Below are 26,372 nucleotides of genomic sequence, written 5' to 3' on the forward strand. Positions count from 1 at the left end.
CTTGGCGCTACAAATTGGTTAGGAATTTTGATATAAATCGCGCTTCAAATTTTCACCACTGCGCAAGAGCAGTGAACTGGAGAAATATTCAATGAGACTTGCTCATAAGCGTAAGGTGCAGGCTAAACTGCAAAAACGCATTAAAGCGTCTGTAGCTAAAGTATCAGAAGCTAAAGCATCAGTAGCGCCTAAAACAGCGAAGCCTGTCGCAGAGAAAGTTGTCGCAGAAAAACCTGTAGCAGCAAAACCAGCGGTAGAAAAAACAGTTGCAGCAACTAAGAAAGTTGACGTAGCACTGACTCCTAAGCAACAACAAGTGTTAGACATTGTTGTTAGCAATGCTGAAGGCATTAACCCTAAAGGTATTGGCTTAGCAGCTGGTCAAGAAGAAGCAAAAGCTGGTTCATGGGCTACTGGCGCATTGAAAAAACTTCTGGAAGAAAACCTAGTAACTAAAGAGCAAATTGCAGGTAACAAAGTTATCTACAAAGCAGTTTAATCCGCATTCGGATATAAGCTCAATTTAGTCAAAAGTTTCAAGCCTCGTTTATCGGGGCTTTTTTGTGCGTGCTTGATAATGAAGAGTGGATGTTTGATATTAAATAGCTTGCATTTCCTTGTAGCTAAGTGAACCATTGATTTTGCTTGGTTTAGTATTTCACGTTGATTGAAATATCGAGCTGTTTCACGTTATTGAATACTAAAATTAACATGTACCTACATCAACTACTTAGGTGCTTATTCATTGTTGAGTATGGCTTTATGGTTTGTAAGTTTCTAATACTAAACAAGTAATAATAAACTATAGGCTTTATCCTACGTATTTGTACGTACCTCATTGGTTTTAGATGGGGTGTTTGTTCGTTCCTTTCTGCGTGCTCACGCTGATATATTCCTTTGTTCAATGAGTTCATTCTGGTGAGGCTTAAAAAAATATACACGACATTTGATTTACATTCTATCGTACGGTAAGTTGATTGTAATGTGAATAATGAAGTCAAATAGCAAAGGATATGTATATGAGTCTTATTAGTAACTCACTGAAACGAGTATTTAAAACGGCAGCAGTAACCGCTGCAACGTGTTTAGCTTTAGTCGCAACGGGGGCAACTGCAGCTGAAAAAGTTTATCGCTTAAAATTGGCGGAGACTTGGGGACCAAACTTCCCTGTTTTTGGTGATGCAACCAAGAATATGGCAGCAATGGCTGAAAAAATGTCGAATGGGCGCCTTCAGATTCGCATCGACTCTGCCAACAAGCATAAAGCGCCACTTGGCGTATTCGATATGGTGAAGTCTGGTCAATACGACATGGGTCACTCGGGCTCGTACTACTGGAAAGGTAAAGTTCCTAACACTTTATACTTCACTTCTATGCCTTTCGGTATGACACCTGCTGAGCAGTACGCCTGGTTCTACCATGGTGGCGGTATGGAGCTAATGGAAAAGGTATATTCGCCTCATAATTTGATGTCGTTCCCTGGCGGTAATACCGACATCCAAATGGGCGGCTGGTTCCAAAAGGAAATCAACAGCGTAGAAGACCTTAAAGGTCTGAAAATGCGTATCCCAGGTTTTGCTGGCGAGATCTTAGCTGAACTAGGCGCTAAGCCAACCAATATTGCACCAGGTGAACTTTATACTTCACTAGAGCGCCGTACTATCGATGCACTGGAGTGGGTAGGGCCATCTCTTGACCTTCGCATGGGCTTCCACAAGATTGCACCTTACTACTACACAGGCTGGCATGAGCCAGGTTCTGAGCTTCAGTTCTTAGTCAACAAACGCACTTGGAACCGTCTGCCAGAAGACCTTCAAGAAATCTTACGCGTAGCGATGCGCACTGCGGCGTACGATATGTACACGCAAGCAACGCACGAAAGCGGCAAGAACTGGGTTTCAATGAAGACTGAATACCCTGATGTTCAAGTAAAAGATTTCCCGCCGTCAGTAATGAGCGCTCTTCAAGAAGCAAATGACCGCTTGTTAGCTAAGCACGCTGAAAAAGACGAGCTAGCGAAAGAAATCCAAGCGTCACAAGCTGATTACCTGAAACAAGTACGTTCGTGGACTGATATTTCTCACCGCGCTTACTTGAACAGCCAAGCTGCAAAATAATTACCATACTAATAATGTGAGGGGCTCACGATAGCCCCCACAAGAAGCCCAAGAAAACTTTTCTAATAAACACCACTCATTTGCATGCAAGTGAAGTGGTGTACCTTTCAAAATTCCATGGAGTAGGGAATGAGAAGCCTAATTTATATTGAACGAATATTTAATCGAATTGGCGATATGCTGGGTTGGTTATCGAGCATGTTGTTTATTCTCTTGGTCGCTAATGTCGTTTATGACGTTGTGATGCGATACGTATTCAATGACGTCTCAATTGCGTTTCAAGAGATGGAATGGCACTTATTCTCTGCTGTATTTTTACTCGGAGTCCCATACGCGATTAAAGCAGGTGGGCACGTAAGAGTTGATATTTTTTACGAGAAGCTCTCTTTTAAAGCACAAGCGATCATAGATTTACTTGGTACTTTCTTGTTTCTTTTTCCGTTTTGCCTATTGGTGGCGTGGTACGGTATCGATTTCGCAAAAGAAAGTTACTCACTCGGTGAAACTTCCGGTGACCCAGGTGGTTTGCCTTATCGCTGGATCATTAAAGCGATGATCCCATTATCATTTTTCTTGATGGCATTAAGTGGAGTTGGCCTTGTTCTTCATTCGTTGAACAAGATCGTTAACCCTCATTTAATCCACGCACAAAACAAATAAGGGACGAATATGATTGGTATTATTATGTTTTTCGTCGCCTTGTTTGCGCTATTGCTGGGATTCCCAGTCGCGTTTACTTTTGGTGGCATCGCGCTAATTTTTGGTGTTTGGGCTGAAGGCGTAGAGATGTTTGCGTTTATGCCATATCGCATTCAATCGATAATGGAAAATACGGTGTTAATGGCCGTACCGTTATTCGTCTTTATGGGGTTAGTATTACAAAAAACTCGTTTAGCTGAACAGTTACTCGAGTCCATGGGGCGTTTATTTGGTGGCGTTCGTGGTGGTATCGCTATCTCAACGGTTTTAGTCGGCGCTTTACTTGCGGCTTCTACGGGCGTGGTTGGCGCGTCGGTAGTGGCAATGGGCCTAATTTCTCTGCCCGTGATGCTCAAGTATAACTACGACAAAGGGCTGGCATGCGGAACCATCTGTGCTTCAGGTACGCTTGGTCAAATTATACCGCCTTCGATTGTATTGATTCTACTTGGTGATGTGCTTGGTGTGCCAGTTGGTGATTTGTTCCAAGCTGCGATTTGGCCGGGAATCATGCTGGTAGGTGCGTATGTCGTTTACATTCTTATTTACGCAAAAATGAACCCTGAAGCTGCTCAACCAATTGAACGTGATGATTCAATTAGTCGTAAGCAGGAGGTGTTCAATGCGCTGAAAGCCATTATCCCGCCGCTTACACTGATTGTAGTTGTATTAGGTTCTATTTTTGCTGGTGTTGCAACGCCTACAGAATCAGCTGCGCTGGGCGGTGCAGGTGCTCTTGTGTTAGCGCTGCTTTATCGCCAATTTAGTTGGAAGATGGTGTTTGACGCTTCAAAGGAAACGGTCAAAGTTACCGCAATGGTGTTTGCGATTCTGTTGGGGGCAACTGCTTTCTCCATGGCATTCACTTACACAGGTGGCGATTACCTAGTTGAAGAGTGGATGTTGGCGATTCCTGGCGACAAATGGGGCTTCTTGATCATTACGATGTTGGTGATTTTGATCCTTGGCTTCTTCATCGATTTCGTAGAAATTTGTTTCATTATCGTGCCTATTATCGCGCCAGTTGCGGAAATCATGGGAATCAATATGACTTGGTTCGCTATTTTGATTGCGATGAACCTACAAACTTCCTTCTTAACCCCGCCATTTGGCTTCAGCCTCTTCTATCTAAAAGGGGTCGCACCTAAGGGAGTGACAACACAAGATATTTACCGAGGTGTAATGCCGTTCATCGCCATTCAAATCGCGGTATTGGCGTCACTACTGATGTTCCCAGAATTTTATGGGATGTGATCGAATTCGAGATTGTGACAGCTTAATTACATAGACTAGCTTGAACTTGGTAAAGTAATAACTGCTTATTGAATACTCAATAAGCAGTTTTTTTATGGGGAAGGGAATGCCTCTTAAAGTTAAACTCATATTACTGACGCTTTTACCTCTGTTGTTGGTGTCGGCGAGCATTAGTTGGATCTCCTTGTATCAAACTAAAACGCTCGGAGAGAAGGAAGTGAAAATCTTCCGCGACAGCTTGATTAAATCCCGCGAAAGCGCACTCAAAGACAGCGTCGATTTAGCGTTCGATGCCATTTCTCACGTTTACAATAATCCTCATGCAAATGAAGCCGAAGCGAAGCAAGAAGTGCGCGATATTCTTACCAAGCTCCGTTATGGCTCTGATGGCTACTTTTTTGCGTATGACAAAAACGGTACAAATTTAGTGCATCCCATTCTTCCTGAATTGGTCGGGCAGAATTTACTCCATATTCAAGACGAAGATGGCGATTACCTTATCGTATCACTTTTGGATCAAGCCAAACGCGGTGGAGGATTTCATCAGTATTTATGGCAAAAGCCTTCGACAGGCGAAACCGTTTCTAAGCTCAGCTATGCCGCTTGGTTAGATAAATGGGATTGGATGATAGGAACGGGGCTTTACATTGAAGACGTTCGTGAAGAAGTCGCGAGCATGCAAGCAGCTATAAATAAGAATATAGAGACCACGTTTTTTTCAATCGTTGTGATTTTGAGTGTCACAGTAGCGGTGATCATCGTGCTTACACTAGCGATTAATATGCATGAACATCGTATCGCTGATAATAACCTAAAAGAACTGGCGCATAAGACCGTGATGTTCCAGGAAGATGAGAAGAAACATCTCGCTCGGGAACTGCATGATGGAATCAATCAATTACTGGTGTCGAGTAAATGTCATTTGGAGTTACTTGGGCATAAGCTTCAAGATGAAAGCTTGGTCGCACATTTGACTAAGTCCCAGCATTCTTTAATGACGGCCATTGATGAGGTTAGGCATATTTCTCATCAGTTACGTCCAAGTGCGTTAGATGATATCGGCTTAGAAGCCGCGCTTTCGTCGTTGTTACAAGACTTTAAAGCTCATTCAGGAACGGAAGTCGAAACCTTATTCAGTACTCAGCAAGGAAAGTTGAAGTCAGAGGCTGCCACGACTTTATACCGTGTTGTGCAAGAATCGCTGAATAATATTGAAAAACACTCGCAAGCGAAGAAGGTCACTGTGATTTTGCAGCAAATGGGGAATATGCTTCAGTTGCTGATCCGTGATAATGGGGTCGGGTTTCAAGTTCATGATGCGCTACATAAGCGCGGAATTGGTCTTAGGAATATGCGAGAGCGCGTTGAATTTATCGGTGGTGACTTTGAACTCAGCAGTGAAGTCGGGTTTGGAACAGAGATAACAGTGTTATTAACACTAGAAGGATTGGTACATGAGTGACGCTATCAGAGTAGTAATAGTGGATGACCATCAAGTCGTTTTAGATGGATTCATGGCTCGCTTAGAAATGGAATCGGATATCTGCGTAATTGGTACGGCCAGCAATGGTGTGGAAGCGGTCGAACTAGTAAAAAGCTTGAAGCCAGATGTAACCTTAATGGACATCAGCATGCCAATTATGAACGGTATTGATGCGACAAACCTTATTAAGGAATCGCAACCAGATGCGAAAGTGTTGATGCTGACCATGCACAATAACCGAGAGTACATTATGAAGGTGATGCAATCGGGTGCAGTCGGTTATATGTTGAAAGAAATTTCTGCGGAAAAAATGGTTCAAGCGATCAAAACGGTAAACCAGGGTTCGACTTATTTCTGTGAGAAAGTCACGCAGACTTTGTTCACTCAACCTGTGACGCCTGCACAAGCGATTCCTAACCCATTAAGCCGAAGAGAAGAGGCGGTATTAAAGTTAGTAGCGGAAGGGGCAAGTAGCAAAAAGATCGCAAACTTGCTCAATATTAGCTACCGAACGGTAGAAACGCACCGCCAAAATATTAAGCATAAGCTTGATATTCATTCAACTGCAGAGTTGGCGAAATATGCGGTAATGCAGGGTATCGTGGACTAAATTTTGAAGATTTTTGAGTTAAATTCTGTAATTTTCTGACAATATTTGCCTTAATTAGCGTTTTATTGCCTCATTTTTTGTTTTTATTTTATCGTATTGTTATCCTTATAAGCGAAATTAATAGCGTGTGGGTTGTTAAAACGCGCGCACCAACAAAAGAGGGACAATGGATCCAGTAAAGGATATCTATAGTATTGAGAATACAGATTACACTGTAGGCCAGGATAACGTGCAAAAATGGGGCTTTGATGTTCATAACCCTGTTTTTGGTATCAGTGCTGGTGTGATCATTTTGTTTTTAGTTGCTTTGCTTGTAGCTGATGCAGATACAGCCAAAGCCGCTTTGGACGGAATTAAATGGCAAGTGATTGGTAACTTCGATGGCTTGTTCATGTGGTCGGCAAACTTATTCGTTTTCTTCTGTTTTGCGTTAATTGTTTCACCGTATGGCAAGATTCGTATTGGTGGTGATGACGCGAAATCAGAGCACTCCAACCTGTCATGGATGTCGATGTTATTTGCTTCAGGTATGGGCATTGGCTTGATGTTCTGGGGAGTTGCAGAACCCGTTGCTTATTTCACGGGTTGGTACGAAACTCCGCTTGGTGTTGAAGCCCACTCAGCTGAAGCGGCTAAGCTTGCATTGGGTGCTACCATTTATAACTGGGGTTTACACGGCTGGGCTATCTACGCAGTTGTTGCTCTATCTCTTGCATTCTTCACTTTCAATAAAGGTTTACCTCTATCCATCCGTTCAATCTTCTACCCTTTGCTAGGAGATAGAGCTTGGGGTTGGTTCGGCCACTTTGTGGATATCGTAGCGGTTTTGGCGACCTTATTCGGATTGGCAACTTCGCTAGGTTTAGGAGCACAACAAGCGGCAAGCGGCATTAATCACGTATTTGGGACCGAAGGTGGTATTGGTATGCAGATCGGTGTGATCGCATTCGTTACTAGCTTGGCCATTATCTCTGTGATTCGTGGTATTGAAGGTGGTGTAAAAGTCCTCAGTAACGTGAATATGCTTGTGGCATTGGCATTACTGGTTTTTGTAATCATTGCTGGTGGCGCCGTAGCGCTTGGTTCTATTCCAACGGCATTGATGGGTTACATCGAAAACTTTATTCCATTGAGTAATCCTCACGGTCGTGAAGATGAAACTTGGATGCACGGCTGGACAGTATTCTACTGGGCTTGGTGGATTTCATGGTCACCATTCGTAGGGATGTTCATCGCTCGTATTTCTAAAGGTCGTACGATTCGCGAATTTATGATTGCGGTGCTGTTTATTCCGACATCAGTAATCGTTATTTGGATGGCAGTATTTGGTGGCATTGCGATTGACCAAGTTATCAATCAAGTCGGCGAAATTGGTACAAATGGATTGAAAGATATTACGCTTTCTCTATTCCATACCTACGATGCACTTCCAATGAGCTCAGTGCTGTCGGTTGTGTCTATTGTTCTGATCATGGTGTTCTTTATTACCTCTTCAGACTCTGGTTCATTGGTGATCGATAGTATTACTTCTGGCGGCAAGGTGGATGCTCCGGTACCTCAGCGTATCTTCTGGGCTGCAATTGAAGGCGCTATTGCTGCAGTATTATTATGGGTTGGTGGTACAGAATCCATCCAAGCACTTCAAGCGGGTACAGTATCCATGGCGTTGCCGTTTACCGTTATTCTGCTGTTGATGTGTTGGAGTTTATTACTCGGACTGCGCTCTGAAAGTCAGTTGGCGAGATATAATCAAGCCGCTAACTAATGATTAAATAATAAAGACCAGCGAGAGCTGGTCTTTTTGTATGCACACACTATATGAAGATTGGTTTAATTTTCAGCGAACTAGTCGCCCTTTACTGAAATAGATGACGCGATCTGCTAAAGTAAACTAATCCAAGTAATTGAATTATTGTTAGAACAGCTCCTAGATCTTGGTAGTTGAAATAAAGAGTGTTCGCTAGCTAGCAATATATAAAGGGATATTTGCGATATTCTGTAGAGAGGAATAATGACTAAAGGTATAGATAAATACAGTATCGATAGTACCGATTACACCGTCGGGCAAGATAATGTACAGAAATGGGGTATTGACGTACACAACCCTGTTTTTGGGATTAGTGCAGGTTTAATTGCACTGTTTTTGATTGGTGTATTGGTTACGGATACTGCGTCAGCAAAAGCGGCATTAGATGGAATTAAAGGTCAGATTATCAACTCTTTTGATTGGTTGTTTATCTGGTCCGGTAACATTTTCGTGATCTTCTGCTTAGGCTTAATAGTCTCTCCGTTTGGTAAGATACGCCTTGGTGGTGTTGACGCAACGGCCGATTATTCATTCATGTCTTGGCTGTCTATGTTATTCGCAGCTGGTATGGGTATTGGCCTAATGTTCTGGAGTGTTGCTGAGCCTGCGGCATACTTTACGGGCTGGTTTGAAACACCATTAGGCGTAGAGCCAAACACGCCTGAAGCGGCACGCTTGGCATTGGGCGCGACTATGTACCACTGGGGGCTTCACCCTTGGGCTATCTACGGTGTGGTTGCACTTTCACTAGCATTCTTTACGTACAATAAAGGCCTACCGCTTTCTATTCGTTCTATTTTCTACCCAATTTTAGGTGATAGAGCATGGGGTTGGGCAGGTCATATCGTTGATATACTAGCAGTATTGGCAACACTGTTTGGCCTTGCAACTTCCCTAGGTCTAGGTGCGCAGCAGGCTGCAAGTGGTATTCAGCATGTTTTCGGTATTGAATCAGGTTTAGGCCTACAAGTTGTCGTGATCGCGGTTGTTACATTATTAGCGGTTGTGTCAGTTTTACGCGGCATTGATGGTGGTGTGAAAATCATCAGTAACATCAACATGCTAGTCGCATTTTTGCTGTTGGGCTTAGTCGCGTTAATTGGCTACGCAGTCACTTTCGGTTCAATCCCGACAACCTTGATGGCGTACATTGAGAATATCATTCCGCTAAGTAACCCACATGGTCGTGAAGATGAAGCATGGTTACATGGCTGGACAGTATTCTACTGGGCTTGGTGGATTTCATGGTCGCCATTTGTAGGTATGTTTATCGCTCGTGTTTCTAAAGGCCGTACGGTTCGTGAATTTATTACCGCGGTACTTATTGTTCCAACTACTGTAACGATTGTGTGGATGTCGGTATTTGGTGGCCTTGCGATTGACCAAATCATTAATGGTGTAGGTGAGTTAGGCTCAAAAGGTCTGACTGATATTTCACTAGCTATGTTCCAAATGTTTGATGCTCTGCCGTTTGGCACAATGCTTTCAATCATTGCGATTGTTCTAGTACTGGTATTCTTTATTACCTCATCGGATTCTGGCTCATTAGTTATCGATAGCATCACTGCGGGTGGTAAAGTTGATACACCAGTTCTACAGAGAGTATTCTGGGCCTTCTTAGAAGGTGCAATTGCGGTTGCTCTATTATGGGTTGGCGGTACAGAAGCCGTTCAGGCGCTCCAAGCTGGGGCTATTTCTACAGCATTACCATTCACGATCATTTTATTACTGATGTGTGTGAGTTTATTAATGGGCATGCGTACAGAAAAACGTTAATAAATTTGAATGAATTAGCGAATTTAAAGGACGAATTTATATTCGTCCTTTTTTATATCTATAGATAAATAAACCGAACTTAGAACGGTCTTAATTTTGACGTTCGACGGGCTTTTGTCACTATTTAATGCCGAAATAACAAAAGCTTAGCTAAGTATTTTATTTGTACAAAACTGCTCGATATTGCTACTTAGATTGGTTAGTATTCGCCTGATCTTCCCTTATTTGCGAAATTACTATGAAACTCACACTTAAACAAAAGTTGATTGGCGCGAGCCTTTCGGCGGTTGTATTGATGGCGACGGCTTTAACTTGGCTATCGGCTACCCAGCTTTTCGAACAGACTCGAAGTGGCGTTTACCTACGTGCAGAAAGCGTATCAGCTGCTGCGTCAGAAGGTATAAAAAACTGGATTGATATTCGTAAAGATATTGCGACTGCGTTCAACGACTTTTCTCAAGAACCTGATTTAGTGCCTTACTTGAAGCAAGCTCGTGTTGCTGGTGGATTCGATGATATCTTCATGGGTACACCACAAGGTGATATGCACCGTTCACACCCTGAGCGTAATCGTGCTGATTACGATCCTCGCCAACGCCCTTGGTACATTGATGCGAACAGTGCGGGTAAGCAAATCATCACAACTGCTTACCAAGATGCGATTACCAATGCGCTGCTAGTAACGATCGCTGAACCACTTCGCCGTAACGGTCAGTTAGTGGGTGTTGTGGGTGCTGACGTACTAATTGATCAATTGATCAACGATGTAATTAGCTTAGATGTAGGTGACAACGCATACGCGATGCTGATTGATGCACAAGACGGTACGTTCTTAGCGCACCCGAACAAATCTCTAATTCTTAAGCCAGTAGATGAACTATCACGTGATATGTCGATGCCTGTTATTGAGCAAGCGATTCGTGGTAGTAACATTGAAGTGATCAACGAAAATGGCAAAGAGAAGTTACTTTACTTCACTAAGGTAAAAGGGACTGATTGGATCTTTGGTATCCAAATGGACCGCGAAACTGAAGAATCTAACCACGCATCACTATTGTCACAGTTAATCACGACGGCTGTGATCATCACTCTTATTGTGATTGTGTTGGTATCATGGTTAGTAAGTTTCCTATTCCGCGACCTAAAACGTGTGTCTGATGCACTAGAAGAAATCGCATCGGGTGAAGCAGATCTAACTCAACGTTTAGAGCCTAAGAGCAATGATGAAGTCGGTCAGTTGGCGACAAGTTTTAACCGTTTCGTTGGCAATATGCACCACATGGTCGTTAAGCTAAGTGAAGTTTCTGCTGCTCTTTCGGAGCAATCTAAACTGACTGCATCTCAAGCTGAAGAGCGTAGTGCACGTATTCGTTTGCAGCAAGATGAAATCAACATGGTGGCAACTGCAGTAAATGAAATGGCAGCGGCGACACAAGAGATTGCGGGTAACGCAGACCACACAGCTCAAAGCTCATCTGAAGCGGTTGGCGCTTGTGTTCACGGTGCAGACCAAGTGACACAAACTCAAAGCTCTATTCAGAATCTAGCTGAAGAGGTGCAAGTAGCGACTAACGTGATTCAAGAGCTTGAAGAGCACGGTAACAGCATCAACACTATCTTGGCGAATATTCAAGGTATTGCTGAGCAAACGAACTTACTAGCATTGAATGCAGCAATTGAAGCGGCTCGTGCGGGTGAGCAAGGTCGTGGTTTTGCCGTGGTTGCTGATGAAGTTCGCGTTCTTAGCCAGCGTACACATGGTTCGACGCAAGAAATTCAACAAACGATTGAATTGCTACAAGGCACGACGGGTAAAGCAGTTGGCATTATGGATGATAGCCGTAATCTAGCGGGCACCAGTGTTGATGACGCGAACTCTGCGGCAGCGAGCTTGACCCAGATTCATGCAGCGGTAGAACGTATCAGTGATATGGCAATGCAGATTGCTTCAGCGGCGGAAGAGCAAGCTTCGGTAACCTCTGAGATCACCCGAAATACTGAAGGGATCCGTGATGTATCTAACGAGCTAGCAACAGAAGCACATGACGCGGCAAATCAGGCGTCTCAGCTGTCTGAGCTTTCTCACGAGCTAGAGCAAGAAATTCGACGCTTTAAGCTGTAAAACACGAGACAGAGCCATTGACCTAGTAGTGAATGGCTTAGGTATAAAAAAGGAGCCAATTGGCTCCTTTTTTATTGGTTAGCATAACTACAGCCAAAGGCTTTTGATTGGTACACTCGGTTCATAATGATGTGCGATTTGAGCCTGTAATAATTCAGCGGTAGCAATCGCGTCGGTTAAAGCATGATGTGGTGTGTAATCAGGGAGGCTGTAACGCCTTCTGCTTTGCCCTAAACGAACTGAGCCGGGGCTCTTACCTTTCAGTTTGTTCCATAGCCCTCCAGCGAGCTTATGCTGAATGTTAGATTCAATTTCAAGCGTATCTAACACAGGAAACTCAATCCCTTCATTAATTCGCACTTTCAACGCATTATTGAGGAAGTCACGTTCAATACGACGATAATGTACCACCATCACATAACCAGATAGTGCTTCTAGAACGTCATCTAGCACTTCATTTAGGTCGGGGGCATCCAAAATGTCGTTATGCGTAATACCGTGAATAACCACCGATTCTTCTTCAAGCTTTTGCCTCGGTCGGATTGTCCAGTGCCTGGCTTGTTTTAGGTAGATTCGGTTTAAGCTGAAAGGCACTACACCAATAGTGATAATGTCATCCTTTTTAGCGTCGAGGCCTGTCGTTTCGAAATCGACCGCTAGGAAAGTTACATCCGAAATCGGTGTGTCTGGGCTTGGTAAGCTGTGCGAATAAAACTGCTTTAAACGCTCATCTTTGCAACGCTCTAATTTCTGCTGAAACTTGAACGGCCAATCGATAGCGGGAGACTTAAATATTCTATTCATACCGGCTACTTAAAGTTGTTGTTAGCTTGGTAACGGAACTTAAGGAAATTCTGAGCATTACTCAAAATTTGGAACGCATCTTTAAGGTTACGACGCTCAAAGTCAGACAGGTTCTCTGGCTCAATGTTGTTATCAGGATCGATTTGGTTATCGACATCCAGCGCTTGGTGGCGAATACGAACCATAGAGATAAACTCCATTGCGTCTTTCAAGTCCTGCGCTCGGCCTTTCGGGAGTATCCCTGCATCCAAAATATCATCCAAGCGTTCAAATGAGTTTTTAGAACGAGAGGCAACGGCAAGTGAATGGACACGGATTAAGTCTGCAAGCGGTGCAGTGCCACGGCGTTTCAAATTGATTGAGTTATTGTGGCGGCCATCTTTCTCCATTACGAAATCTTTAAAGAAACCGAGCGGTGGGGTTCGATTTAGAGCATTGCGAGCTAAACAAGCCAAGAAGCGGTTGTTTTTACGTGAACGTCGTACAATGAAGCTGTTCAGTTGCTCTGCCCATTTTAGTCGACCAAATACGCCATCTAAATCAAAGAAAATAGAGGCGTTCAATAGCGCTTTCGGATTTGGATCGTCAATCCAGTCAGAGAAACACTCTTCCCACTCTCGACGCGTCATACGCCATGTCGGGTTGGTCGCCATAATATCGCCTGTACAGTAGCTATAACCGCATTGATCCAATCCGTCACATACGAACTTAGCAAGCGCTTCAAAGTAAGCGTTATGCTTCTCTGGTTTGTAGGTGTCGTCCAGAATGATGGCATTATCTTGGTCGGTGACAAGCAGTTGTTCGTCGCGTCCCATGGAACCTAATGCCAAGAAGCAATATGGGATCGGTGGGGGACCAAGTGATTCTTCCGCAAGCTCTATAATACGTTGTTTAAAGCTTCGGCCAATAACCGACATCGCACTGCCGACCATGTGGGCATTGGCATCTTCGTTGACAAGGCGGACGAAGCTGTCTTTGACTTGCTCCGAAACGGTTTTCAAATCTTCAATTGATTGTTGCTGGAAAATACTACTTACCAACAGCAGCGAGTTTTGTGATTCGTAGCGAACAATATCGGTAGTTTCGATGATCCCAATTGGCTTACGATCTTTTAGCACTGGTAAGTGGTGAACGTTATAACGAAGCATTGTCAGCATGGCTTCGTAGACGTAAGCGTTATGGTCGAGTGAAATTACCTCACTGGTCATCACGCTCGATACTTCGTCATTCGGATCTAATCCTTGGGCTAATACGCGCGTGCACAAATCACGGTCGGTAATGATGCCTATCACGGGCGTTGAATCATCTTCTTCATCTTCAACGATATCTGGGTCAAGGATCAAAAGTGAAGAAACGTTTTCTTCCGCCATGATAGTTGCCGCTTGCTGAATGGTTCGTGTTTTTTCAATGACAGGAGCATCGCGGTGCAATAAGGTTTTCACCTTAGAAGTTGTTAAGTCGTTAGCATCGTTGTTGTCTGAGATGGCTTGGCGTAGACGGGCGTTGTCTTCAACTTCAACGAAATCAGCGAACGTGTCGTGATTTTCATACAGGTCTTGGAACACTTCTTCGGGAATGCAGTAAAGGAGCGTGTCTTCAATTGCCGTAACTGGGAAGCGAACTTTATTGTTTGTAAGTAGGCCCATTTGACCGAATAAGTCACCTTCGTCTAGGCGGTTATAAAGTTCGCCTTTTCTACGATATACCTCGACTTCACCACTACGCACCACGTAAAGGTCATTTATCTGATCGCCAAAGTGGATGATAGGCGTGCCTTGGCGGTAATAGCTGATTTCGACACTTTTGGTCACACTAGCAAGAGCGTCTTCAGGGAGTTCATTGAAAGGGGGATATTGTGCGAGAAAATTCTGAATTTCTAATAGCTCAGCTTCCATAGTGGGCTTCCATAGATTGGTATGTTTTCATGGTACAACATTTGCCAATTTTTTTCCGTGATGATTCAAGCTGTGAGCGAAAACCTTTTTAAAGTCTTATGGATAGACTAGTATTTTATAATTGCGAGTCAGTAAATGTATCGGTTGATGAGGTGGCGAATGTTGAAGTACGGTTTGGTTCCGGTTTTAGTCGGTTTTTCTTCTAGCCTATTGGCAAACTCATTGCCATCTGAGATCTTGGATTATAACCACGTATATGCTTCTGCTGGCTCGGGAAGCTTGAATGAAGATGCGGGTGGGAATAACAACGCTTCAATCTTTTCATTGGGGTTAAGCCATGAAATGACGGACAAATGGCTTATTCTGGGTGATTATGCAGCGAGATTTGTGCATCCAAATGAGAGTACAACTCGGACCGATACATTGATGGGCGGAGTCGGCTATAAATACCGTATCGACCAGGATTTTGATTTTGTGGCGTCTTACCTGCTAGGCGTGACGAAGTCGAAAGCTGAACTTAACGAGAGCAATGTTACTTTATCTTCAGAAACTGAATTCATTCACGGTGCTAAGATCGCGTTGAATTATGGTTTCTCTCGGACTTGGATTGCGAATGGGAGTATTCAATTCAATAGAAGTGACCTGTTTGATGAAGAAGTGTATCACGCAGGTTTACGTTATTTGGTAACGCCTAAATTTGCTGTGGGTGGTTTTTATAATCACCGCAATGGTAGTGAAGATCGAACTAATGAACTAGGCGTAAACTTTCTTCTAGAATATTAAGCGCGCCAGAAACGATTGATACAAAAAAGCCAGCATTATGCTGGCTTTTTTCGGATTGGACAGTGCATTAAAGAACAGCTGCGATTCCTTTGCATAACGGGCCCATGTTGGACTTAGTCATACCAGCAACACTAATACGGCCTGAACCTACAATGTAAATTGCAAACTCATCTTTCAAACGTGTTACTTGCTCTTTAGTAAGACCAGAGAAAGAGAACATACCGTTTTGACGCTCGATGAATGTAAAGTCTGCGTCTACACCTTCAGATTTCAGTGTTGCCACGAATAGCTCACGCATTTCTTGAATACGATCACGCATTTCTGCCACTTCCGCTTCCCATTCTGCACGTAACTGAGCATCACCTAGGATGTGAGTCACTACAGCACTGCCGTGAGCTGGTGGGTTAGAGTAGATAGAACGGATGATGCTCTTCACCTGAGAAAACGCGGTTGCCGCTACGTCTGCATTTTCAGCAACAAGTGTGAATGCACCTACACGCTCGTTGTACAAACCGAAGTTCTTAGAGAAAGAACTCGCGACTAGAATTTCTTTGTTGTACTTAGCAAAAACACGTAGGCCAGCAGCGTCTTCTTCAACACCTTTTGCGAAACCTTGGTAAGCGAAGTCAAATAGTGGTAGAAGACCTTTGTCAGCAACGAGTTTTGCTAGCGTTTCCCACTCTTCGGCTGTTGGGTCGATACCTGTTGGGTTATGGCAGCAGCCGTGCAGAAGAACGATGTCGCCTGCAGATGCTTTCTCTAGGTCAGCTACCATGCCCGCGAAATCTTTATCTTTTGTTTCAGCGTTGTAGTAGCTGTATTTAGCCGTTTCAATACCAGCAGCAGCGAAAACGCCATTGTGGTTAGCCCATGTTGGGTTACTAATCCAAATTTTCACTTCACCAAGTTGGCGCTTAATGAATTCACCTGCAACACGTAGTGCGCCTGTACCACCAGGAGCTTGCGCTGTTTTTGCGCGCTGCTCAGAGACGATTTCTGCATCAGCACCAAAAAGTAGCTTTTGAACCGCTAGGCCGTATTCAGCAGTACCTTCAATTGTTAGGTAAGATTTCGTTTTTTCATTCTCTAGTAGGGTTGCTTCTGCTTTCTTAACTGTCTTAAGTACAGGAGTTTGGCCATCTTCGTTTTTGTAGATACCAACACCTAGGTTGATTTTTTCAGCGCGAGCGTCTTTTTTAAACTCTTCTGTTAGGCCGAGAATAGGATCTGCCGGAGCAGCAACAACTTTTTCAAACATAATCTTCATCCATGTCAATTGAAGGGAGGATAGTAACAACTCCAGTATTTATACCTGTAAGGATTTTTGAAGACAACACGAATAGAACAGAAAAGCTAAAAAAAATCCGTTTGGCATGGAATATTCAATTAAACGGGGAAATTTCTAATAAAACACCCTACGGATAAACCAATAGGGTGCAAGTAATTTAGTATTTTTAGAGTGGGTGTTATGCGTGTTGTGCCACGAAGCTTTCCCGCTCTAATTCGCTCAAGTCTTCACCTTTATCTTGGTATTCTGCTGCGATTTTAACGAATTCATTTTCAACCGCTAGAAATGCCTGAACAACTTCAGGGTCGAAATGGCTACCTTCTCCCTCTAAGATGATTTCTTTCGCTTTATCGTGGGAAAAGGCAGGTTTATAAACGCGTTTCGAAATCAGCGCGTCATACACGTCCGCGAGAGCCATCAAGCGGCCAGACAAAGGGATTTGCTCTCCAGATAGCTGGTTGGGGTAACCTGAACCGTTCCATTTCTCATGGTGAGTGAGAGAGATCTCCTTGGCTACGCGTAAAAATGAGCTACTTCCAAGTTGTTTTTCTGCGATAGATAAGGCTTCCGCCCCAATTTTAGGGTGGCCTTTCATGATTTCGAATTCTTCGTCCGTCAACTTACCAGGCTTAAGTAATACGTTATCAGGAATACCAACTTTACCCACATCATGGAGAGGTGCTGATTTGTAGAGCAATTCGATGTAATTCGGTGTTAATAGGTCGCGATGTTTATCGGATAAGCTCATATGCTCTGCTAACACTTTTACATATTCTTGGGTACGTAATATATGAGCGCCTGTTTCGTTATCTCGGGATTCAGCTAAAGCGGAAAGACTGACAATGGCAACGTCGCGGGTCGTTTTCACTTCGGTTTGAGCAGATTGAAGACTATCTAGCATGGAGTTAGTCATTGACGCCATCGAGCCCAGTTCATCGTAGCCAAAGATAGGAAGCCTTGTTGCGATATTTCCCTTGGTTACTTGCTCTAACGAATATTCTTGGCTGAGCAAAATACGCTTAATCAGTTTGCTCCATAACACCATTATGGTGACGGCGTAGCCTGCTAAAACGGCTGATAAGAAGATGAACTCTTTAATGATACTGATTTTTCCGGTGCCATCGAGAAGGCGCTCGGGATTATGTTCTAGCCAAAATACATCTTTTACGGCAATCATTGTCAGCATCGTTGTTAAGGTGATAAGCAGCAGCACGACCAGGAAAATCATTTGCTTAACTAACGATATTCTTTGTCCAGTTAAAGAAAAGTCGAACTTTCCAGTGCGGTTCATTTCGTCAATTTGAGCCAGCTTTGATACGAGCTGCAAGATCGTGCCCGTAAAAAAGCCGAACAATGACATCCCAAACAGTACCTTTAAGTTACTGTCTATTGGGAAGTCATAACTTACGCTGTAATAGAGGGCAAATGGAACACTGGCAGCGAAATAGAGGGTTGTATCGAGTTGGGCGAATTTGCATTGTTTTACCCAAGTATGGTTAGCCAATACGAAATGCCGGATCAAAAAAAGTAGTGCAAATACGATAGAGACATGAGTGAGCACTTCGACTGCCGTTAAGGTTTCAAGCATCGGGCAAACTCGACCCCCGTAGGTGCCGAATAGGAGTGCGGCAACAGCGTAAAGTTTGATTGTAAGAGGCGCGTTATAGTTTGAATTATTCATGAATAAGCCTTTTTGTACTACTTCAAAAATCTTCCATAATACTTCTTACGAGCAACGGCTTAGATGGCGATGTTGAAGTGGAGCCATAACTGATGCGAATACAGACCGTGAGTATTGAGATAAGATTTCAATGTTCAGGCTAAAACTTTAACATAAAGTTAAACCTATGTACTCCGAGGTGTTAATTCACTCGCAAAATGTGTTGCTGTTATCTAGCCCTATGCTGGCGCTAAGGTAAGTCGAGCTCTGAACGCGAGCTCGACAGTTACAAGAGTTGATACGTTACTTGACTTTATTGGTATGCTCCTCACCTTCGTGGAGTGAAAGCGAATTTTTTGGGTATAAGCCTAATGCATCTTCCGCATCATGCACCCAATCTGGATGCCAGTAGTAGGGTTGAGTCCCTGTCGGATGATCCCAGCTCAAATTACCTTTATGAGCACCGTTATAAGACAAGTCTTGGAGTCTGAATATTTTCATGGACAACCTCCCTTGTTAGTTGACTTCAAGTTGCAAAGTCGAAAAACAATATCCACGTCTATATTATGGTGTAGAAAGTACGATTTCGCGAAGTTCCATATGCTTAGGTGAGGGGCGTTGGCACATCTTTATGATAAAGTTCGGTTTCTTATAAAAGCTAAGGGATGTTATGACCAAATATCAACAACTTGCTGAGCAAATAAAGCAACAAATTCAGCAGCAAACGTGGCGAGTCGGGGAGAAGATCCCGTCTGTGCGCATGAGTTGTCGAAATTTTGGGTTAAGTAACAGTACCGTTCTTCAAGCCTACCAATTATTGGAAAGCCAAGGCTGGATTGTAGCAAAACCTCAATCAGGCTACTTTGTGGCCCCTAGGCTGCAAGCTCAGTCACTACCTGAGCATACACCAGCAAATCAACGCAAGATAAACGACTTGCTGTTCGATTTTTTAAAAAGCTGCTCGGCAGACTCTATTGAGCCTTTTGGTTCAGCGTTCCCCGATCCTAGCCTATTTCCGCTGCCTGACTTAACTAGGAATCTGGCGAGTGCAGGCCGGAAGATGAAAAGTATCGATGTTATCGATAATTTACCTCCCGGTAGCGAGGCGTTAAGACGTCAGATCGCGCAACGTTATTTGCAACAAGGTATTGCAGTTAACATGCAGGATATCGTGATTACTTCGGGTGCAATGGAAGCGCTCAACTTGAGCTTGCAAGCCGTAACTAATTCTGGTGATGTAGTGATCGTAGAGTCACCGGCGTTCTACGGTGCTTTGCAAGCGATTGAGCGTTTGGGATTAACGCCGCTGGAAGTTGAGGTGGATTCAACGGATGGCTTGGATTTGGAACAGTTTGAACTGGCCTTGGAAAATAATAACGTTGCAGCGTGCTGGTTAATGACTACTTTTCAAAACCCGACAGGTAGTTGTTTATCCGAAGAGAAAAAGCAAAAGGTGGTTGAGCTTGCGAGTAAACACCAAGTGCCAATTATTGAGGATGATGTGTATGGAGAATTACACGAGGGTGAAACTCGACCAAAACCTCTAAAGTTTTACGATCAAGACAATCTAGTGTTGTTGTGTGGCTCATTTTCAAAGAGTTTATGCCCGGGTTATCGAATGGGGTGGGTGGTGAACTCAGCTTATAATGACCGAATTCAAAAGTTGCAGTTGTTGAGTACACTTTCGAGCAGCGCTCCAATTCAAGTAGGGGTTGCGCACTATCTGATTCATGACAGCTACGACAATCACTTACGTAAGTTGCGTAAAGAGTTGTTAGCAAGAAAGTCTCAATACCTGGCTATTCTTAAAAACGACTTTCCTGCCAATATAAAAATCTCAGATCCAGTAGGGGGATATTTCTTTTGGATCGAGTTTGATGAGTCGGTTTCTACTCGAGAGTTATATAAGCAAGGCTTAGTTGTAGGAGTCGGAGTAGCTCCGGGGGAGCTTTTCTCACCGGGATCCAAATTTGAACATTGTATTCGTTTGAATTTTTCGTATGAGCTAACCGAAGCTCGTAAGCTGGCTTTGAAGCAGTTGGGTAGAATAGCCCATTCACTATAAAAATCTGTACGGAAATATAGCGTTAAAACTGTACGCTAACAGTTAATAAATCTTGTGTTTCAATTGAGCATATCAATTCAATTGAAGGACTTATGATGAAAAATACAGAAACTAAACATGAGCTTCGCTTGATCGCGATTGCTATTGTCTGCGCATTAATGTTGGTCTTAGGTCATGTTATTTTGGCTAAAGCATTTGCTGATTTAGCTTGGACAGAGTACACCGCTGCTGCGATACCCTTTGTCATGTTCGCCATGTGCGTAGGGGCGATTAAATACGCCGCCGCTTCCGATATTGATTAACGAATATAAAAAAACCTCCGCAATTGCGGAGGTTTTTATTTGTTCTGTTGCTTTACGTTAAAGCGTTAACTTCAAATTAGAAGTTAGCAGAGCGCGGTGTACGTGGGAATGGAATCACGTCACGAACGTTACCCATACCTGTTACGTAAGACACTAGGCGCTCAAAACCAAGACCGAAGCCTGCGTGTGGCACAGTGCCGTAGCGACGTAGGTCGCGGTACCAGCTCATGTGCTCAGGGTCGATACCCATCGCAACCATACGCTCATCCAGGATGTCTAAACGCTCTTCACGTTGTGCACCACCGATGATTTCACCGATGCCAGGTGCTAGAACGTCCATCGCAGCAACTGTCTTGCCGTCGTCGTTTAAGCGCATGTAGAAAGCTTTTATGTCTTTCGGGTAGTTCTTAACGATAACTGGAGCTTTAAAGTGCTCTTCAGCTAGGTAACGCTCATGCTCAGAAGACATGTCGATGCCCCACTCAACGTCAAACTCAAATTTCTTACCAGAGTCTAGTAGGATTTGAATTGCATCAGTGTAGTCAACTTGTGCAAAGTCAGCGTCAACGAATTGCTCTAGGCGAGTGATCGCTTCTTTGTCGATGCGTTGAGCGAAGAACTCAAGGTCATCACGGCGCTCAGCAAGTACTGCTTTGAATACATATTTCAGCATGTCTTCAGCCAGTTTTGCTACGTCTTCTAGGTCTGCGAACGCTACTTCAGGCTCAACCATCCAGAATTCCGCTAGGTGGCGGCTAGTGTTTGAGTTTTCAGCACGGAACGTAGGACCAAACGTGTAAACTTTGCTTAGTGCACAAGCGTAAGCTTCAGCGTTAAGTTGGCCAGATACAGTTAGGAAAGTTTCTTTGCCGAAGAAATCTTCGTTGTAATCTACTTTGCCTTCTTCAGTGCGAGGGATGTTTTCCATGTCTAGCGTTGATACGCGGAACATTTCACCAGCGCCTTCTGCATCAGATGCAGTGATAAGCGGAGCCGAAGTCCAGAAGAAACCTTGCTCGTGGTAGAAGCGGTGAATCGCTTGAGACAGACAGTTACGAACACGTGCAACCGCGCCGATAACGTTAGTACGTGGACGTAGGTGTGCTACTTCACGTAGGTATTCGATAGAGTGACGTGTCTTAGCCATTGGGTAAGTGTCAGCGTCTTCAACCCAACCTACAACTTTTACGTCAGTTGCAGCAAGTTCGAAGTCTTGACCTTTCGCAGGAGACTCAACAATCTTACCTGTTACTTCAACAGAGCAGCCAGTTGTTAGCTTTAATACTTCGTCTTCGTAATTATTAAGATTATTAGGGACCACGGCCTGAATCGGGTCGAAACAAGAGCCGTCATAAATGGCAAGGAAAGAGATTCCAGCTTTGGAATCACGACGTGAACGGATCCAGCCGCGTACAGTTACTTCACTGTCTACCGCTAGCTTGCCGCCAAGTACGTCTGTTACAGGCGCGTAAGTCATGTTGGTTTCATTCTCCATTGAGGGACAAATTCAACCTAATGCCAAAGAGCGTTAAGATGTTCAAAGCTTTGATTTGAACAAAAAACAATCGAAACACTAGGTTGTGTAATACTTATAAATCAATGGAACATATTACCTGTCATACCGAGAGCTTCAACCTTTATTCTCGCTTGGTTGAAGAAAAATCCTTACTTGATTAAAGAAAATAAGCTCTCGGCTGAAATTTTGTTCTATTTGCGTCCATTTACCTGCTTTTCTAATGAAAATTGGTTAATCAGGTGCTCTAAATGCTGTGATAACTTCTCTAAGTCGGTGCTAATGTCACGAGTCTCACTTGCTGAGCGGGAAGTGTCATTTGCGTGTGAAGTGATAGTATCGACCTTATTCTGAACGTCTTGCGTAGCAAGCGTAGTAGATTGAGTTTGATCTTGGATGTTCTGCGCGTGGGAGAGGACTTGTTGCATTTCAGCGACCACGTTTTCCATTTCTACAGAAAGCTGCTCGATATCGGTTGAACTTTCATGGGCGTGTTCACATACCGTATCGACTGATACTAGAGATTCTTCGCTACCTTTTTGGAATTGACCAATGATCGCTTCTATATTGCCTGTTGCGTCTGCTGTGCGAGAGGCGAGGTGACGAACTTCATCGGCGACGACAGCAAAGCCTCGGCCTTGTTCGCCAGCGCGAGCAGCCTCGATCGCGGCATTAAGAGCGAGTAGGTTAGTTTGTTCAGCAATGCCTTTTATTACGCTCAATATAGAAGACACTTCGCCCGTTTGTTCATTGAGTGACGAAATCTTATCTTTTACTTTCTCAATACTGCTTACTAAGTTTTTGATTTCATTGCTGGCGTTGTGGGCTTGGGAAGCACTTTTTCTCGCCACATCGGCTGTATGTGTGATGAGTTCAGAGGCGGTACTCGTGGCTTGTTCTACGTCCACTTGCTGCATCTGAATTTCTTGGATATTGCTTTGTACTTCGCCTGTCTCGTGTTGCTGGTTGTTCGCAGCCTTCTCAGTGATCTGTGCAACCGAAGTGAGTTGGTTAGCGGAGCTATTTAAGGTGTGAGAGGTTTCTTGTACTTGCGCCAAGCTATGAGAAACCGTGTCCATAAAAGAGTTAATAGACGTCGATAAACGACCTATTTCGTCGTCTTTGCCAGTCGGTAAGCGCTCAGATAGGTTCTTATTTTGACTCACGGACGTCATAAACTTAGAAGTTAACTGGATTGGGCGAACAACGATTTTTCGAATTAAGCCCATTGTCATACTAAAACCAATAAACGAGATGAAAGCCATAATTGCAATAGCGGCTATCGCTTGCTTGCTGATCATGCTATTTACGTGGCTGAGGTTATATTCTAGACGAATGGCGCCAAGCACTTCACCTTCCGGTGCCATGTGGCAGGCAACACAGTTAGTTCCACGGTAGTTCTCACTCGATTTCATTGGCAAGGCCACTACGATCCCTTTACCCCAATCCGATTCAATAGACTCGATAATGGTTTCGCCAGCAAGTGCGCGGCGATCAATTTCGTCAAGCGGCTTTTGGTTCTCTTGCCCCGGACCGTACAGTTTGCTTACGGCGTCAGCTCTTAATACTCGAACTTGCTCAATACCTTCTTGAGCCAATGCTTTTTGGCGTAGCGTTTCTTTCTGCGCCATTGTGCCCGTTAACATCATCATGTTAAGGCTATCGAAGTAATTACTAGCTTTATCGTGAAGTTGCTCGCTGAGAACAGAATTCACCAATTGCTTTTGCTGGTAGTACTGATAGTAGGTGGATATTGCAAGTACGAATGCAAAGACGGTGACCAGAGCCACCAGAAGTTTGAACGTGATAGTTGAGCGCATAATTATATTTTTATTGTGTTTAATAGACGACGCTAATTTAACGTTTGCGCTCACTACTACCAAAGGGGTGTGTTGATAATTGTGACCATGAACATAGTGTGGTTATGTAAATGTGATGTAGCAGCTTTGTATGCAACATATTGACACGGTAAGTGTCAATAATTTACCGTCTAAAGTTTGGTTGTTTGGGTGCACATCACAGAGAGAGGGCCATTTATAAACCTTGTAGTGGGGCTTACTTTTACGTAGTATTGCGTGTCATTTTTTTAAGCTTGAGATACAAGATGAGAACAGAGTTATACAAAGAGTTTATGTTTGAAGCCGCGCACCATTTACCACATGTGCCTGAAGGTCATAAGTGTGGTCGCCTGCATGGACACTCTTTTCTTGTTCGCTTATATGTTGAAGGTGAAGTGGATCCACATACAGGTTGGGTTATCGACTTTTCAGAAATCAAAGCCGCATTCAAACCTATTTACAATCGTTTAGATCACTACTACTTGAATGATATTGAAGGTCTTGAGAACCCAACAAGTGAAGTGCTGGCTAAGTGGATTTGGAATGAACTAAAGCCTTCTCTTCCTTTACTAAGTAAAGTAGAAATTAAAGAAACGTGTACAGCTGGTTGTATTTACACTGGACAATAAGCATCAGTTTGTTAAAAAGCGCCTCATATGAAGGCGCTTTTTTTGTATTTGAATTAGAGTATTCGGTTTGCGGATTGCTTTATCTCTAAGTATTCACCCTTTGAATTTTAATGTGCTCGCAAGGGTATACCTATATAAAAAATTAAGGCGCATATTAATTTCTCGTCATTTCGAGCTTCGTTAGAGTTGCATTCATGAGCGTGTTAGTTAAGATGAATGAGCCTCTAACGGAGAGGTAATTTAGCCGAAGGATCTGCTATACGTAATTAAAATGGAATGTGACTAACTGGACACATACATGACATTCAAAATCACAACCCCAATCATTGAACCTACGGAAGGTTCGCCACACGCAACAACTTCTGTTTCAAACACACCTGATCTACTTTCTTTTGTTATATTACACCTCAACGCTCTACGTCAGTTCTTTACCCAAGATAACGCCCGTTATCGTTCCTATCTGAGTTTTTCATACTGAACTTTAATGAATTTCGCCACGCGGTGATTTCTCATATTTCTAATCCATAAAAAATTAAGTTGAAGAAAATGAATACTAAGATGATAGGGAGCTCCCTAATTATTTCTGGTACCGCTTTAGGTGCTGGAATGCTCGCAATTCCAATGGTCCTTGCACAGTTTGGCTTACTGTACGGCTCATTACTGATGGTGCTAATTTGTTTTGGTACTACTTACGCCGCATTGCTATTGCTTGAAGCGACGATCAAATCGGATGGTGGCTTAGGCTTAAACTCCATTTCTCGAAAAATTTTAGGTAAGGGCGGTCAGTTAATTACCAACGGTTTACTGTACGCGTTACTGATTTGCCTACTGATGGCTTATATTCTGGGCGCAGGGGATTTGCTCAGTAAGCTGGTGTCGAATTTCGGTATTGAACTGAGCCAGCAGCATAGCCAAATTCTATTTACTTTGGTTGCTGGTGGTGTGGTCGCTGCTGGTACAGGGGTAGTAGACAAGCTTAACCGTTTACTGTTTTTTGTCATGATTGCGAGTCTATTTTTGACGTTGACTTTCTTGGCTCCAGATATGTCCATCACGAACTTACAACAGGTCACGAATGATGATCATGTTGATCTAATTAAAACCAGTGCGATTTTGTTTACGAGTTTCGGTTTCATGGTCGTGATCCCTTCTCTGGTTTCTTATAATCATGAAGCAACAGATAAGCAGCTAAGAAATATGGTTATCGTTGGTTCACTGATCCCATTAGTGTGTTACTTATTCTGGCTATTTGCGGTTGTGGGTAATTTAGAACCTGAGCAAATTCGTAACTTTAGCAACGTTTCTGATTTAATGGCGGTTTTTGAAGAACGTGCACCTTGGATCGGCTACGTCCTGACGGCGTTTACGGGTTTAGCATTACTGACGTCATTCTTTGGGGTGGCGATGGCTCTATTTAATCAGAATCGTGACGCCTTCAACCAAAACCGAGCAGTTACGTACGTGATTAGCTTTATTCTTCCTTTAGTGGGCTCATTATTAGCCGCGGATAAGTTTTTGGCAGTGCTGAGTTATGCTGGCATCATCTTAGTGTTCTTAGCCGTGTTCATCCCGTTGATCATGGTCTACAAACTGAGATTCATGAAAGTTGAAGCTGGGCGTTACCAAGCGGAGGGGGGCGACGTAATGTTGGTATTCTCACTCGTCTTCGGTAGCTTCTTGCTGGTGACACAGGTTATGTGATTGAATTAAATCAGATCAAAAAAAGG

General features: G+C 43.5%; 21 protein-coding genes. 14 read left to right on the top strand and 7 right to left on the bottom strand.

What is annotated here, in order from left to right; translation table 11 throughout:
* The first annotated feature begins 91 nt into the window (after window positions 1–91).
* The 9 genes from ELZ11_RS03865 (at window position 92) to ELZ11_RS03905 (ending at window position 11,868) form a co-directional block, all read left to right on the top strand.
* The gene (locus tag ELZ11_RS03865; protein ID WP_137356044.1) at window positions 92–499 is read left to right on the top strand and encodes a MarR family transcriptional regulator; all 408 of its coding nucleotides are present in this window, start codon (window positions 92–94) and stop codon (window positions 497–499) included.
* A 520-nt stretch (window positions 500–1,019) separates the two neighbouring features.
* The gene (locus ELZ11_RS03870; protein WP_137356045.1) at window positions 1,020–2,117 is read left to right on the top strand and encodes a TRAP transporter substrate-binding protein; all 1,098 of its coding nucleotides are present in this window, start codon (window positions 1,020–1,022) and stop codon (window positions 2,115–2,117) included.
* Between the two features lie 129 nt (window positions 2,118–2,246).
* A complete protein-coding gene (locus tag ELZ11_RS03875) occupies window positions 2,247–2,777 on the top strand; it encodes a TRAP transporter small permease subunit (RefSeq protein WP_137356046.1) in 531 nt (176 codons plus the stop codon).
* 9 nt (window positions 2,778–2,786) lie between these two features.
* Complete coding sequence (locus ELZ11_RS03880) at window positions 2,787–4,070, top strand: TRAP transporter large permease (RefSeq protein ID WP_137356047.1); 1,284 nt, start codon at window positions 2,787–2,789, stop codon at window positions 4,068–4,070.
* A gap of 106 nt (window positions 4,071–4,176) precedes the next feature.
* Window positions 4,177–5,532 (top strand): cache domain-containing protein, encoded by a 1,356-nt coding sequence (locus tag ELZ11_RS03885; protein WP_137356048.1) that lies wholly within the window; start codon window positions 4,177–4,179, stop codon window positions 5,530–5,532.
* A complete protein-coding gene (locus ELZ11_RS03890; protein ID WP_137356049.1) occupies window positions 5,525–6,163 on the top strand; it encodes a response regulator transcription factor in 639 nt (212 codons plus the stop codon). Before ELZ11_RS03885 ends, ELZ11_RS03890 begins: the two co-directional genes overlap by 8 nt.
* Window positions 6,164–6,329: 166 nt before the next feature.
* Window positions 6,330–7,928 (top strand): BCCT family transporter, encoded by a 1,599-nt coding sequence (locus ELZ11_RS03895; RefSeq protein WP_137356050.1) that lies wholly within the window; start codon window positions 6,330–6,332, stop codon window positions 7,926–7,928.
* Window positions 7,929–8,174: 246 nt separating this feature from the next.
* Window positions 8,175–9,746 carry a BCCT family transporter gene (locus ELZ11_RS03900; protein WP_137356051.1) on the top strand — a complete coding sequence of 524 codons (1,572 nt, stop codon included), beginning with the start codon at window positions 8,175–8,177 and terminating at the stop codon, window positions 9,744–9,746.
* A 238-nt stretch (window positions 9,747–9,984) separates the two neighbouring features.
* Window positions 9,985–11,868: a methyl-accepting chemotaxis protein gene (locus ELZ11_RS03905; protein ID WP_137356052.1), complete on the top strand. Its 1,884-nt coding sequence runs from the start codon at window positions 9,985–9,987 to the stop codon at window positions 11,866–11,868.
* Between the two features lie 87 nt (window positions 11,869–11,955).
* Here ELZ11_RS03905 and ELZ11_RS03910 read toward each other — a convergent pair whose 3' ends face one another.
* Window positions 11,956–12,672 carry a 3'-5' exonuclease gene (locus tag ELZ11_RS03910; protein WP_137356053.1) on the bottom strand — a complete coding sequence of 239 codons (717 nt, stop codon included), beginning with the start codon at window positions 12,670–12,672 and terminating at the stop codon, window positions 11,956–11,958.
* Window positions 12,673–12,677: 5 nt separating this feature from the next.
* Window positions 12,678–14,567, bottom strand: coding sequence for a DUF294 nucleotidyltransferase-like domain-containing protein (locus ELZ11_RS03915; RefSeq protein ID WP_137356054.1), 1,890 nt, complete (start codon window positions 14,565–14,567; stop codon window positions 12,678–12,680).
* Between the two features lie 159 nt (window positions 14,568–14,726).
* Here ELZ11_RS03915 and ELZ11_RS03920 point away from each other — a divergent pair, with 159 nt between their 5' ends.
* Complete coding sequence (locus ELZ11_RS03920) at window positions 14,727–15,350, top strand: hypothetical protein (protein WP_137356055.1); 624 nt, start codon at window positions 14,727–14,729, stop codon at window positions 15,348–15,350.
* 67 nt (window positions 15,351–15,417) lie between these two features.
* Here ELZ11_RS03920 and ELZ11_RS03925 read toward each other — a convergent pair whose 3' ends face one another.
* From ELZ11_RS03925 to ELZ11_RS03935, 3 genes are all read right to left on the bottom strand, one after another.
* Window positions 15,418–16,608 (bottom strand): amino acid aminotransferase, encoded by a 1,191-nt coding sequence (locus ELZ11_RS03925; RefSeq protein ID WP_137356056.1) that lies wholly within the window; start codon window positions 16,606–16,608, stop codon window positions 15,418–15,420.
* A gap of 208 nt (window positions 16,609–16,816) precedes the next feature.
* A complete protein-coding gene (locus ELZ11_RS03930) occupies window positions 16,817–18,319 on the bottom strand; it encodes an HD-GYP domain-containing protein (RefSeq protein ID WP_137356057.1) in 1,503 nt (500 codons plus the stop codon).
* A 282-nt stretch (window positions 18,320–18,601) separates the two neighbouring features.
* Window positions 18,602–18,799, bottom strand: coding sequence for a hypothetical protein (locus ELZ11_RS03935; protein ID WP_137356058.1), 198 nt, complete (start codon window positions 18,797–18,799; stop codon window positions 18,602–18,604).
* Between the two features lie 169 nt (window positions 18,800–18,968).
* On the opposite strand from ELZ11_RS03935, the gene ELZ11_RS03940 reads away from it, so the two are divergent.
* Complete coding sequence (locus ELZ11_RS03940) at window positions 18,969–20,363, top strand: aminotransferase-like domain-containing protein (RefSeq protein ID WP_137356059.1); 1,395 nt, start codon at window positions 18,969–18,971, stop codon at window positions 20,361–20,363.
* 95 nt (window positions 20,364–20,458) lie between these two features.
* Window positions 20,459–20,665: a hypothetical protein gene (locus tag ELZ11_RS03945; RefSeq protein WP_374939794.1), complete on the top strand. Its 207-nt coding sequence runs from the start codon at window positions 20,459–20,461 to the stop codon at window positions 20,663–20,665.
* A gap of 76 nt (window positions 20,666–20,741) precedes the next feature.
* On the opposite strand, the gene asnS is transcribed toward ELZ11_RS03945, so the two are convergent.
* Together asnS and ELZ11_RS03955 are read right to left on the bottom strand one after the other, a co-directional pair.
* Window positions 20,742–22,142: an asparagine--tRNA ligase gene (gene asnS, locus ELZ11_RS03950; protein ID WP_137356061.1), complete on the bottom strand. Its 1,401-nt coding sequence runs from the start codon at window positions 22,140–22,142 to the stop codon at window positions 20,742–20,744.
* A 230-nt stretch (window positions 22,143–22,372) separates the two neighbouring features.
* A complete protein-coding gene (locus tag ELZ11_RS03955; protein WP_137356062.1) occupies window positions 22,373–23,998 on the bottom strand; it encodes a methyl-accepting chemotaxis protein in 1,626 nt (541 codons plus the stop codon).
* A 284-nt stretch (window positions 23,999–24,282) separates the two neighbouring features.
* Here ELZ11_RS03955 and queD point away from each other — a divergent pair, with 284 nt between their 5' ends.
* Together queD and ELZ11_RS03965 are read left to right on the top strand one after the other, a co-directional pair.
* Window positions 24,283–24,645 carry a 6-carboxytetrahydropterin synthase QueD gene (gene queD, locus ELZ11_RS03960; RefSeq protein ID WP_137356063.1) on the top strand — a complete coding sequence of 121 codons (363 nt, stop codon included), beginning with the start codon at window positions 24,283–24,285 and terminating at the stop codon, window positions 24,643–24,645.
* 546 nt (window positions 24,646–25,191) lie between these two features.
* The gene (locus tag ELZ11_RS03965) at window positions 25,192–26,346 is read left to right on the top strand and encodes an amino acid permease (protein WP_167494617.1); all 1,155 of its coding nucleotides are present in this window, start codon (window positions 25,192–25,194) and stop codon (window positions 26,344–26,346) included.
* The last annotated feature ends 26 nt before the right edge of the window (window positions 26,347–26,372 follow it).

The organism is Vibrio profundi (assembly GCF_005281835.1).
In the GTDB taxonomy this organism is placed as follows: Bacteria; Pseudomonadota; Gammaproteobacteria; order Enterobacterales; family Vibrionaceae; genus Vibrio; species Vibrio profundi.

Excerpts from the sequence above, each read along its gene's own strand:
- ELZ11_RS03865 (WP_137356044.1), top strand. The coding sequence starts at position 92 with ATGAGACTTGCTCATAAGCGTAAGGTGCAGGCTAAACTGCAAAAACGC.
- ELZ11_RS03870 (WP_137356045.1), top strand. The coding sequence starts at position 1,020 with ATGAGTCTTATTAGTAACTCACTGAAACGAGTATTTAAAACGGCAGCA.
- ELZ11_RS03875 (WP_137356046.1), top strand. The coding sequence starts at position 2,247 with ATGAGAAGCCTAATTTATATTGAACGAATATTTAATCGAATTGGCGAT.
- ELZ11_RS03880 (WP_137356047.1), top strand. The coding sequence starts at position 2,787 with ATGATTGGTATTATTATGTTTTTCGTCGCCTTGTTTGCGCTATTGCTG.
- ELZ11_RS03885 (WP_137356048.1), top strand. The coding sequence starts at position 4,177 with ATGCCTCTTAAAGTTAAACTCATATTACTGACGCTTTTACCTCTGTTG.
- ELZ11_RS03890 (WP_137356049.1), top strand. The coding sequence starts at position 5,525 with ATGAGTGACGCTATCAGAGTAGTAATAGTGGATGACCATCAAGTCGTT.
- ELZ11_RS03895 (WP_137356050.1), top strand. The coding sequence starts at position 6,330 with ATGGATCCAGTAAAGGATATCTATAGTATTGAGAATACAGATTACACT.
- ELZ11_RS03900 (WP_137356051.1), top strand. The coding sequence starts at position 8,175 with ATGACTAAAGGTATAGATAAATACAGTATCGATAGTACCGATTACACC.
- ELZ11_RS03905 (WP_137356052.1), top strand. The coding sequence starts at position 9,985 with ATGAAACTCACACTTAAACAAAAGTTGATTGGCGCGAGCCTTTCGGCG.
- ELZ11_RS03910 (WP_137356053.1), bottom strand. The coding sequence starts at position 12,672 with ATGAATAGAATATTTAAGTCTCCCGCTATCGATTGGCCGTTCAAGTTT.
- ELZ11_RS03915 (WP_137356054.1), bottom strand. The coding sequence starts at position 14,567 with ATGGAAGCTGAGCTATTAGAAATTCAGAATTTTCTCGCACAATATCCC.
- ELZ11_RS03920 (WP_137356055.1), top strand. The coding sequence starts at position 14,727 with ATGTTGAAGTACGGTTTGGTTCCGGTTTTAGTCGGTTTTTCTTCTAGC.
- ELZ11_RS03925 (WP_137356056.1), bottom strand. The coding sequence starts at position 16,608 with ATGTTTGAAAAAGTTGTTGCTGCTCCGGCAGATCCTATTCTCGGCCTA.
- ELZ11_RS03930 (WP_137356057.1), bottom strand. The coding sequence starts at position 18,319 with ATGAATAATTCAAACTATAACGCGCCTCTTACAATCAAACTTTACGCT.
- ELZ11_RS03935 (WP_137356058.1), bottom strand. The coding sequence starts at position 18,799 with ATGAAAATATTCAGACTCCAAGACTTGTCTTATAACGGTGCTCATAAA.
- ELZ11_RS03940 (WP_137356059.1), top strand. The coding sequence starts at position 18,969 with ATGACCAAATATCAACAACTTGCTGAGCAAATAAAGCAACAAATTCAG.
- ELZ11_RS03945 (WP_374939794.1), top strand. The coding sequence starts at position 20,459 with ATGAAAAATACAGAAACTAAACATGAGCTTCGCTTGATCGCGATTGCT.
- asnS (WP_137356061.1), bottom strand. The coding sequence starts at position 22,142 with ATGACTTACGCGCCTGTAACAGACGTACTTGGCGGCAAGCTAGCGGTA.
- ELZ11_RS03955 (WP_137356062.1), bottom strand. The coding sequence starts at position 23,998 with ATGCGCTCAACTATCACGTTCAAACTTCTGGTGGCTCTGGTCACCGTC.
- queD (WP_137356063.1), top strand. The coding sequence starts at position 24,283 with ATGAGAACAGAGTTATACAAAGAGTTTATGTTTGAAGCCGCGCACCAT.
- ELZ11_RS03965 (WP_167494617.1), top strand. The coding sequence starts at position 25,192 with ATGAATACTAAGATGATAGGGAGCTCCCTAATTATTTCTGGTACCGCT.